At 61.7% G+C, this 7,958-nt stretch carries 17 protein-coding genes and 1 pseudogene; 16 read left to right on the forward strand and 2 right to left on the reverse strand.

Features of this window, described 5'->3' with window-relative positions:
• Positions 1-418 precede the first annotated feature (418 nt).
• Positions 419-1,003 (forward strand): PEPxxWA-CTERM sorting domain-containing protein, encoded by a 585-nt coding sequence (locus IM701_RS21860; RefSeq protein WP_230487612.1) that lies wholly within the window; start codon positions 419-421, stop codon positions 1,001-1,003.
• Between the two features lie 4 nt (positions 1,004-1,007).
• Here IM701_RS21860 and IM701_RS07865 read toward each other — a convergent pair whose 3' ends face one another.
• Complete coding sequence (locus IM701_RS07865) at positions 1,008-1,655, reverse strand: hypothetical protein (RefSeq protein WP_193826595.1); 648 nt, start codon at positions 1,653-1,655, stop codon at positions 1,008-1,010.
• 96 nt (positions 1,656-1,751) lie between these two features.
• Between IM701_RS07865 and IM701_RS07870 the strand changes: the two genes are divergently transcribed.
• From IM701_RS07870 to IM701_RS07935, 15 genes and pseudogenes are all read left to right on the forward strand, one after another.
• Positions 1,752-2,615: a hypothetical protein gene (locus IM701_RS07870; protein ID WP_193826596.1), complete on the forward strand. Its 864-nt coding sequence runs from the start codon at positions 1,752-1,754 to the stop codon at positions 2,613-2,615.
• A 154-nt stretch (positions 2,616-2,769) separates the two neighbouring features.
• Positions 2,770-2,982 (forward strand): helix-turn-helix domain-containing protein, encoded by a 213-nt coding sequence (locus IM701_RS07875; protein ID WP_230487613.1) that lies wholly within the window; start codon positions 2,770-2,772, stop codon positions 2,980-2,982.
• Positions 2,979-3,224, forward strand: a complete 246-nt coding sequence (locus tag IM701_RS07880) for a hypothetical protein (RefSeq protein ID WP_193826597.1) — start codon at positions 2,979-2,981, stop codon at positions 3,222-3,224. Before IM701_RS07875 ends, IM701_RS07880 begins: the two co-directional genes overlap by 4 nt.
• Entirely contained in the window at positions 3,221-3,526 is a 306-nt protein-coding gene (locus tag IM701_RS07885) for a hypothetical protein (protein ID WP_193826598.1), read from the forward strand. The genes IM701_RS07880 and IM701_RS07885 overlap by 4 nt, the downstream gene beginning before the upstream one ends.
• Positions 3,523-3,972, forward strand: coding sequence for a hypothetical protein (locus IM701_RS07890; protein ID WP_193826599.1), 450 nt, complete (start codon positions 3,523-3,525; stop codon positions 3,970-3,972). Before IM701_RS07885 ends, IM701_RS07890 begins: the two co-directional genes overlap by 4 nt.
• Positions 3,973-3,977: 5 nt before the next feature.
• Positions 3,978-4,373 carry an ogr/Delta-like zinc finger family protein gene (locus IM701_RS07895; RefSeq protein ID WP_193826600.1) on the forward strand — a complete coding sequence of 132 codons (396 nt, stop codon included), beginning with the start codon at positions 3,978-3,980 and terminating at the stop codon, positions 4,371-4,373.
• 101 nt (positions 4,374-4,474) lie between these two features.
• Positions 4,475-4,822 (forward strand): hypothetical protein, encoded by a 348-nt coding sequence (locus IM701_RS07900; RefSeq protein WP_193826601.1) that lies wholly within the window; start codon positions 4,475-4,477, stop codon positions 4,820-4,822.
• The gene (locus IM701_RS07905; RefSeq protein WP_193826602.1) at positions 4,822-5,046 is read left to right on the forward strand and encodes a hypothetical protein; all 225 of its coding nucleotides are present in this window, start codon (positions 4,822-4,824) and stop codon (positions 5,044-5,046) included. Before IM701_RS07900 ends, IM701_RS07905 begins: the two co-directional genes overlap by 1 nt.
• Positions 5,043-5,222, forward strand: coding sequence for a hypothetical protein (locus IM701_RS07910; protein WP_193826603.1), 180 nt, complete (start codon positions 5,043-5,045; stop codon positions 5,220-5,222). The genes IM701_RS07905 and IM701_RS07910 overlap by 4 nt, the downstream gene beginning before the upstream one ends.
• On the forward strand, positions 5,222-5,923 hold the full coding sequence (locus tag IM701_RS07915; protein ID WP_193826604.1) for an NERD domain-containing protein: 702 nt from the start codon (positions 5,222-5,224) through the stop codon (positions 5,921-5,923). Before IM701_RS07910 ends, IM701_RS07915 begins: the two co-directional genes overlap by 1 nt.
• Complete coding sequence (locus IM701_RS07920) at positions 5,913-6,173, forward strand: hypothetical protein (RefSeq protein ID WP_193826605.1); 261 nt, start codon at positions 5,913-5,915, stop codon at positions 6,171-6,173. The genes IM701_RS07915 and IM701_RS07920 overlap by 11 nt, the downstream gene beginning before the upstream one ends.
• A 99-nt stretch (positions 6,174-6,272) precedes the next feature.
• Positions 6,273-6,449 (forward strand): annotated as a pseudogene (locus IM701_RS21865) (DNA translocase FtsK); the annotation flags it as partial.
• Between the two features lie 90 nt (positions 6,450-6,539).
• On the forward strand, positions 6,540-6,791 hold the full coding sequence (locus IM701_RS21870) for a DUF2312 domain-containing protein (RefSeq protein WP_370584361.1): 252 nt from the start codon (positions 6,540-6,542) through the stop codon (positions 6,789-6,791).
• Positions 6,791-6,991, forward strand: coding sequence for a hypothetical protein (locus IM701_RS07930; RefSeq protein ID WP_193826607.1), 201 nt, complete (start codon positions 6,791-6,793; stop codon positions 6,989-6,991). Before IM701_RS21870 ends, IM701_RS07930 begins: the two co-directional genes overlap by 1 nt.
• 142 nt (positions 6,992-7,133) lie before the next feature.
• Positions 7,134-7,355, forward strand: a complete 222-nt coding sequence (locus tag IM701_RS07935) for an AlpA family transcriptional regulator (protein ID WP_193826608.1) — start codon at positions 7,134-7,136, stop codon at positions 7,353-7,355.
• A gap of 182 nt (positions 7,356-7,537) precedes the next feature.
• On the opposite strand, the gene IM701_RS07940 is transcribed toward IM701_RS07935, so the two are convergent.
• A complete protein-coding gene (locus tag IM701_RS07940) occupies positions 7,538-7,861 on the reverse strand; it encodes a hypothetical protein (RefSeq protein ID WP_193826609.1) in 324 nt (107 codons plus the stop codon).
• Between the last annotated feature and the right edge of the window lie 97 nt (positions 7,862-7,958).

A 7,958-nucleotide genomic window follows, 5' to 3' on the forward strand; every position in this document is an offset into this window, starting at 1 on the left:
TCAATGAACATCATCATCGGGCTCTGGCGCTGCATGTGAAGTCGATTTGCCAGGGCCGCAGCATCGATCTTCGCTTTGTGCCCACACTTGCAGAACGCCTGCAGGTCGAACCCATGCCGGACGTAGTCACCGATCTTGTCGAGGCGCTTGTTTCCCATGGTAGAACATAAGTGGAACAGACTTGATTCTACAATCTCGCCCCTGTGCTAACTTGTGCAACAAAAGGCATTGGCGGGATGGTTAATGAGCGTATCCTGTAGACGACGACTCCGCAGATCGTCGTCAGACCGACACTCCCCCGGCCGATTTGTCCCTTTTCCGGCCGGGGGCTTTCCGCCAATCCGGACTGATTCTCAGACTCGACTCTTGGTTAACGCGCTGAAAGCATCCCCATGGGCGGCGACTCTGGGAGATTTATATGCGTTTCAAGGCTTTGTTGGCCGGGGCAGTACTATGCTTCGGATCCGGTCCAAGTTGGGCGGCAGAGAAGATCGTAAGCTTCGATAACGGCCCCGGATATTTTATCACCCATCCTTTAGGAACCCTGGTTTGGCGTGAGCAATTCCTCGGCTTTGAAAATTTTGCCTACACCACAGCACCATCTTACGGCGCTGATATTGAGCGAAAAAGTCTTAACGTAAGCAACGGCGCAGTCTTCCTCGATGCACAACAGTCCTTGGCAGTTGGTTCTAGCCGCCGTCACGGCTACAACTCGATTACCTTTTCCTCGACAGCGCCATTGTTGATTTTCGGCCAGAATATGTTCGGACCTTCCCTGACTATTTTAGCCGATGCGGAGCCAGGCTATCAAACTGCCCTTATAACGAATTCCGGAGGAACATACGCCTCCCGTGTCTTTTCTGCTGACGGCAGCGCTTTCAGCATATCGTCAGTTTCGTTTTCAGTAGTCCCAGAGCCTGCAACCTGGGCACTTATGATTCTTGGCATAGGGCTGGCAGGCGCTGCCCTTCGCAGACGCCGAGCCAACCCAATTGTCGTGTGACACGCTAGGACCAGGCGGCGCCCGTCACATCAACGGCGGCAGAGGGCGCTAACGGCTTGAACTTGAAGCCGGTGCCCCAATTCATGCCGGTCGTCGCATCGTTCCAGCCCCCAGCTTGACCTGCAGTGCCAGTCAGCAAGAACGCAGGGCGAGCCGAGAACGGACCAAGTCCACCGTCCCTGAGGTAGTCGGCAGCGAACAACGCGCGCTTCGCACCATCGGTAAGGTCCACGCGCTCGGTGCAGCAAAGGATGAAAGCGCCGAGTTTGAGATCTCTGGTGCCACCACCCACGTTGCCGATACGATAAGCGTTGATCGCTGTAGCATAACCAACTGTGCCGGTTGCCCAGGTGGCGCCGGAACTGTCGGCATCGGTGCCGTTCACAAAGAGGCTACGCCCAAGCGCCTGATCAGCCTGTGAGGTATCCCACGAAATGAGGATATCGTGGTCATTTCCGTCACAAAGACCATCGCCGGGAACAGCTCCGGTAAAGTTGCTTTCAATTCTTGCGAAGGCTGAGCCGGTTGCGCCAGCCAGTGAGATGCGGATTTGACCTGTGGTCAGGATCTGCGCGAGAACCTTTGGCGTGCCCGCACTCGATCCGAATATCGTCGTATTGGCTGTTGGCCTCCCGGCCATATTAAGCCGCATCAAAGCCAGAGTTCCCAGCGAACCAGCGCTGGCCGCAAGGGTCTGTGAAGAAGCGGGGCCAACCAGCTGCGCGCATCCGAGGCGGCATGGCAGAACATGTCGCTGATCGTCGGCCAGCAGCTCATTCCCGCGCTCACGCCCTTGGTCCAGACCTTCACCGGCCTGATCGAGTCGTTCTCCTCGCTCTCACCCGAAACCCGCAAGTGGATCGTCATCGTCGGCGGGGCCGCTGCCGTGCTCGGCCCGGTACTGGTCGGGGTTGCGGCAATCGCCAGCGCGATTGCCACGCTCGGCCCCATCATCGTCACGGTGGGCGGCTTCTTCACCGCCGCCCTGCCCATCATCGGCGCGGCCATGGCGGCGATCGTTGGCACGATAACCTTGCCGGTTGCGCTGATCGGCGCTGCCATCGCCGGGCTCGGATACCTGGTCTATGCCAATTGGGACCGGATCAAGGGGGCCTTCAACGCCGGGGTTGCTGCGGTGAAAGGCGTGGTCGGCGCGCTGCCCGGGTGGATGACCAACATCGGCCGGATGATGATGGAAGGCCTGCTCATGGCGATCAACCCCATGGCGCTGGCAGTGAAGCTGATCTCGATGGCCAAGACCGGCGTGCAGGCCTTCAAGAACTACCTCGGCATCAAGAGCCCTTCGCGCCTGATGATGGAAATGGGCGGGCACGTCGCCTCCGGCCTCGGCATCGGCCTCGATCAGGGGCGCGGGCGACCGGTGCGCGCGATGGGGCGCATGGCGGGCGCAGTGGCAGGTGCGGGCGCCATGGCGCTCGCGCCCGCCGCTGGCGCCGCTCCTGCCGCCGCTGCGGCGCAGATGAGCAAGGTGGAGATCCACGTTCACCAGCAGCCGGGTGAAGACGCCCAGGCGCTGGCAGAGAGGGTCGCCCGCCTTGTCGAGCAGTCCCAGCGCGGCAAGTCTCTGCGCAGCTTCGAGGATGGGTTCTAGAAGGATGGCAGAAAAAGTGGGCACCGGTTTTTCTCTTTCGTCCATCCGATCAATCGGAAAGGGAGCGTAGCTCCATGCAGATGCAGCTCGCGGCCCTTCGCAATCTGCGCTCGCCCGCATTGTCGGTTGCTCGAATACCTCTGTCTGGAAATGGGTGCAGAGTTCCAAGCGGATGCCCGCAGAATTCGTGCTCAAAGCTGAAGCCGCCACCGGTGTTTCTCGTCATGTCCTTCGCCCCGATATCTACCCCGTCGAAGTGCCCCACGCTCCGCCCGCATTTCATGGCGTAGACCGTGGCCAGACCCACGTCTCTTTCCAAAACGGCGCCGTTTTGCACCTCAACAATGACATGGGAGCGATCGTATGAGCGGGCTCATGACTGAGTGGGCCGCTCACCTGCAGTGGATGCGCGAATGTGGCCAGCCCGACGCCTTTGAACGACTTCAAGAGAACCTGCGCCGCGCTGAAGTGGAAGAACCGGAATATCACAGGCAGGCAGCTGCCCGCAAACAGGCTGAGTTCGATGCGGCAGTCGACGCCCGCGTTGATGCCCGACTGCGCGAGCTTGGGTTGCTGGACGCTAATCAGGCTGAGGGTGTGACCCGATGATGCTACGCAGCTTGTCCCTTTCGGCCTGGTATCGCTCGGTCACGCCCGGTGTGAGCTTCCCGGTCGTTAGTGCCCGCGCAATGCCTTCCAACATTTCGTTGGCTTCGGTGGGACCCATCAACCGGGATTCCATCATCGCAGTTGTAAATCGCATTGCGAATTCGGTCAGCGCGCGGCCAATGTTTTCGTTTGTTACTGGCGTTTCAGAATCGGTCATCCCGGTAGTTTACACCGCTGCAACACCAAACGTCTCTTGCCAAAACATCGACTTTCGGCAACGCACCATCGGAGCCGCCGCATGACCAAGCGCCGCGAGCCCCTCACGTATGAGCGGACACTTGCCACCGTTGCCTTGCGCATCGGATGGGATACCTGCGCCGGGATCTGTGGCGTCGGTCGTCGCGCGATCAGCAACTGGTCAGAGCCCGACACGCAGGCTGGCATCCGCATGATCGACGCCGAACGGCTCGATCGCGCCTTCATCGATGCAGGCGGCGATCATGCTCCATTTCAGCAACTCCTGACCTTGCGCCTGGAGCTCGCCGAGCAGTCTGTTGCCAAGGCGGACTTGATGAAGGTTGCCGCCGAAGCAGCAAAGGAGACCGGTGAGGCCGTCTCCGCCATCATCGACGCAGCGGCATCAAACGATCCAGCCAAGCGCCGCCGGGCCCGAGAGGAAGGCGAGGAAGCCATCGCATCGCTGACTAAGGGCATCGCCGCCCTCGATGCCCAAGAGCGGGAAGGCTGATCGTCATGTCCGAGGGCACAGTCATCGCAACCGCAATCACCGAACAGCAGGCTGCTGCGATCAGCGAGGCTCCATTCTTCCACAAGGGCCGCGCCCGCGCGCGCTGCCCGCACTGCCAAAGCGCGGCCAACTGCCGCTCTAGCCGCGAGATCGCGATCACCAACCGCGAACTCTACTACGAGTGCACCAACCTGTTCTGCGGCCATGCCTGGAAGTCGAGCGAGATATACGAGCACGGCCTGCGCCCCAGCGCCATCCCCGACCCCAAGATCGAGCTGAAGCTGCGCGTGCCCAACCGGCAGGACGTGCTTGAGATGATGCGAGACCAGGATCCGGCCAAGCCTGAACTGTTCAGTGCCCTGCAACCCGATCTGCTGGCGCCCGACACCGGCTGCGGCTGACCGCACTTCCAATCCCAATTCCCCCGCTGCGCTTTGCCGGACGCGATTCCGGAAGCGCTCCAGAATTGCCTCGGCACCTTGCCTGTTTCCGGAGAAATTCCATGCCGTCTGCGCAAACCCGGCCTCGCTTCAAAGCTGCCCCGCTCCCGACCGTGCCTTCGTTCCAATGCCAGTGCGGCACCGTTCATCACGCTGCCGACGGACGCCTGCCGGTCGGCTGGACGCAAACAGCCGGCGCAGTGTTTTGCCTCGATTGCGCACGGGCCGGCATTTCGTCCCGCGTGATCCGCAAGTCGAATGCACGCTCGGACCGTCTGCGCCTGCGCGGTGAAGTGATCGCACTGCTCCGGGAAGGACAGCGCTTGATGCCTCCGGGCTCGGAGCCGCGCATTGCGTGGGTTGCCCGCGTCAACGCACTCCTCGCCGATGTCAGCGCGAGCGCAGCGTGATGCGCTCTAGCTCCGCGGTTCTCACCGCAGTCCCGACCAGCGCTCACGTGTCGATCGACAAGGCCGAGCTCAGGCAACTGAGAAGCGAAGCCCTGCTCGCCCGCGTCCAGCGCGCAGAGTTGGCCGAGACGGCCGGAAGCTTCGGCATTGCCGCGGCAATCGTCGGTCTTGTCTGGATGCTGGGACGCTGCGGCCCGACCCTTCTTCCGTGGATGTTCCAATGAGCAAGAACCACTTCCGCGACTATTACCTCCCGCTGGCCGACGAGCGGTCCGATGGGGCCCTAGATCAGCAGCAACGCGAAGCGGCGGCCGCTGTTTTCCTGGCCCGCGTATGCATCGTAAGCTGGATCGCCGTGCCCAGTATCGTCGCGCTGACTGTCGCTGCGTGGGTGTACTGATGCCGGCCTATCGCTCTCCCGATGAAGGCGAAGTGCGCGAAGCCGTCGTGGCCCGTCTGCGACAGATGATGCCAGCGGCGCGCATCATGCACGAGGTCAACGCTGCCACCTTTGGCAACCGCATCGATGTGCTGGCGGTCGACAAGGCCGAGATCGTGGCGGTTGAGATCAAGTCGAAGAAAGACAAGCTTGATCGCCTGCCAGACCAGGTCAAGGCTATGACCGGCGTCGCGCATCACGTTATCGTGGCGCTGCACGAGAAGTTCTTGGTGGAAACGCCGACCAACCAGTGGGCCGCGCATACCGAGCGGGACGGCAAGTTCTACCGCGCAGCGTTGCCCGATGTTGTCGATCGGCTCGGCACCAAAGTAATGCCGTGGGTCTATCCCTTGAGCAACCGGGCCATCACTGCCGGGGGATACAACGATTATCTTTGGCGGGCGCCCCAGTCCGTTTTTGCCGAGGCGCTCCCGTCCGGCGCACTGAACATGTTGTGGCAGGCGGAACTCGTTACGATCTGCGCCCGCCACCGCGTGGCAGCCAATTCCCGGGCCACCATGGATTTCATGCGTCGCGCTCTGCGATGGCACCTGACCGGGGCCGAACTGACCCGCGCGATCTGCGCAGCGTTGCGCGCCCGGGACTGCATCGAAGCTGATCCCGCCATCCCCTTCGATCAGGAGAGCCGCGATGCCGCGTAAAGCCGTGCCTCTAGCCCAACGTTATCGCGCCGCGCGCGAGAGCTTCGACCTGGCAATGCAGATGGGCTGCCTGCCCGCCCAAGCGCGCGAAGCCCGCCGCCGCGAAGATGCAGATCGCCAGTGGCGGGAGTCAGGCGAGCGCCTGCGCGCCGCGATGAACCGGCCACTTCGCCGTCAATCCATTCCGGCTCCTGTTGTGGAACCGGCCCTCACAACACCAGAGGCCCCGCGCCGCTGGTGGCTCGACTAAACCGGTCCCTTGAGACCCCGCCTCACGGAAGGACTCATCATGTCTGTACAGACTGCCGCTGCCCCACCTGCCACCGCGCCCATCAATGCGCTTGCAGATTACGACGATGCCAAGGCTCTTGTGCTGCATCATCAGAAAGCCTCGATCAGCTGGCTTCAGCGCCAGATGGGCGTGGGGTACAACGTCGCCGTGCGCCACGTCGAACTGATGGAAGCCGAAGGCGTGGTTTCCGCTCCCGATCACGTTGGGCGCCGCACGGTGCTTCAGCAGGCAGATGGCAAGCTGCAGAAGCTGGCCGAGGATCTGTATCGCAAGGGTGCGCGCATCCAGGCCAACTCCGACGGCGATGCGCAGATCACCATACCCATCGACCTCCCGGAACAGCATCGCTCCCCCGATGATCGGCTGCGCCTCCTAATCGAACGGATCGAGCGCCTTGAGGAGGAAAAGAAGGGCATCGGGGACGACATCAAGGATGTCTACGGCGAGGCGAAGGCCTCGGGCTACGACGCCAAAATCATGCGTCAGATTGTCCGCCTGCGCAAAATGCGTCCCGACGATCGCCGCGACATGGAAGCGGTCCTCGAAACCTACAAGAACGCGCTGGGGATCGACTGATGCGCGCCGCGTTCCTCTCCCCGATCGCCCGCCCTGCGCTTCGCTTGAAACTAGAGGTAACGCCTGCAGGGCATCAATATCTCGCCCAGTTTGCCGAGCGGACCAACGGCCCCAAGCCTAGCGCCGAACCCTTCCCCTTCGCCTCCCACCGCACCCTCGCCGAAGTCGAAGCGCAGAGTGGAGTTGCGGCATGGTCCTGAGCTGGAAACCCGACCGTTGCGCCTGCGGCGCGAAGCACCCCACCATTAGCCACACCGGCGCACGAGGGCCGTGGATGTGCTTCGCCTGCCACCGCCAAACCCGAGACCAAGAGAGCCAATCAGCAGCCCAAGGAGCCCTCCTGTGAGCGCCAACCCTGAATTCAAATCGCCCGGCCGTCTGCTCAAGCTGAAGGATGTGGTGGAGCAGACCTCGCTGGGCGTGGCCACCATCTACCGCCGCATGAACCAAGGCACCTTTCCCAAGAATCGAGCGCTTGGAGGCGGACGAGTCGCGTGGACCGAAGCCGACATCGAGGCGTGGAAGCAGCGTGCCATCAATGGAGACTTAGCCGCTCCAACTTGATGGCACGACTGATGTCACCAACACTACTCCCGCAACACAAAAATACGCAAATACAAGGCTTTAAAATATGCGCGGATCATCCTACTCAGGGAGCCACTTTCTTCCAAGCAATTCAGCATCATGCCCCGCCCTTCATTCAGGGCATAGCGGCTGCGCCGGTGTTGGCTGGCTTTGCCCTTGCCTCAGTGAAACACGCCCAACCTGCCCTGCAGGATGGCATCGAGCACTGCGGGATGGAATGGTTCGACGAACCGCAGCCTGATCCTGAACGCTGCACTATCCTCGACAATCGCCGCCCGTGATTCGAGCCCCGTGAAGGTCAGCCATACCATGGTGCCCGGGCTCGGATTCTCCAGACATTCGATCTGTGCGTGCGTACCGGTCAATTCATGGGCGTTAACCTTGGCCCTGAAGATGCCGCGGCGATAGGCCGCCGGGATCGGACCCTCTGGAACGCCTGCAGAGTACGGAGAGCGGCGTGCCGTGCCGTTGTTCTCAAGCCACATTGCGCATCTCCGATCCTGTATTCCCGACAGGATTGAGGACGGCCCGTTAACCGCAAAGTTCAGCCCGCAGGATCACCTGCGGGCCTTTACGTACCAG

The organism is Novosphingobium sp. ES2-1 (genome assembly GCF_015169775.1).
GTDB lineage: Bacteria > Pseudomonadota > Alphaproteobacteria > Sphingomonadales > Sphingomonadaceae > Novosphingobium > Novosphingobium subterraneum.

Excerpts from the sequence above, each read along its gene's own strand:
- IM701_RS07930 (WP_193826607.1), top strand. The coding sequence starts at position 6,791 with ATGCGCGCCGCGTTCCTCTCCCCGATCGCCCGCCCTGCGCTTCGCTTG.
- IM701_RS07885 (WP_193826598.1), top strand. The coding sequence starts at position 3,221 with ATGATGCTACGCAGCTTGTCCCTTTCGGCCTGGTATCGCTCGGTCACG.
- IM701_RS07910 (WP_193826603.1), top strand. The coding sequence starts at position 5,043 with ATGAGCAAGAACCACTTCCGCGACTATTACCTCCCGCTGGCCGACGAG.
- IM701_RS07890 (WP_193826599.1), top strand. The coding sequence starts at position 3,523 with ATGACCAAGCGCCGCGAGCCCCTCACGTATGAGCGGACACTTGCCACC.
- IM701_RS07900 (WP_193826601.1), top strand. The coding sequence starts at position 4,475 with ATGCCGTCTGCGCAAACCCGGCCTCGCTTCAAAGCTGCCCCGCTCCCG.
- IM701_RS07865 (WP_193826595.1), bottom strand. The coding sequence starts at position 1,655 with ATGCGGCTTAATATGGCCGGGAGGCCAACAGCCAATACGACGATATTC.
- IM701_RS21860 (WP_230487612.1), top strand. The coding sequence starts at position 419 with ATGCGTTTCAAGGCTTTGTTGGCCGGGGCAGTACTATGCTTCGGATCC.
- IM701_RS07915 (WP_193826604.1), top strand. The coding sequence starts at position 5,222 with ATGCCGGCCTATCGCTCTCCCGATGAAGGCGAAGTGCGCGAAGCCGTC.
- IM701_RS07870 (WP_193826596.1), top strand. The coding sequence starts at position 1,752 with ATGTCGCTGATCGTCGGCCAGCAGCTCATTCCCGCGCTCACGCCCTTG.
- IM701_RS07895 (WP_193826600.1), top strand. The coding sequence starts at position 3,978 with ATGTCCGAGGGCACAGTCATCGCAACCGCAATCACCGAACAGCAGGCT.
- IM701_RS07920 (WP_193826605.1), top strand. The coding sequence starts at position 5,913 with ATGCCGCGTAAAGCCGTGCCTCTAGCCCAACGTTATCGCGCCGCGCGC.
- IM701_RS07940 (WP_193826609.1), bottom strand. The coding sequence starts at position 7,861 with ATGTGGCTTGAGAACAACGGCACGGCACGCCGCTCTCCGTACTCTGCA.
- IM701_RS07880 (WP_193826597.1), top strand. The coding sequence starts at position 2,979 with ATGAGCGGGCTCATGACTGAGTGGGCCGCTCACCTGCAGTGGATGCGC.
- IM701_RS07905 (WP_193826602.1), top strand. The coding sequence starts at position 4,822 with ATGCGCTCTAGCTCCGCGGTTCTCACCGCAGTCCCGACCAGCGCTCAC.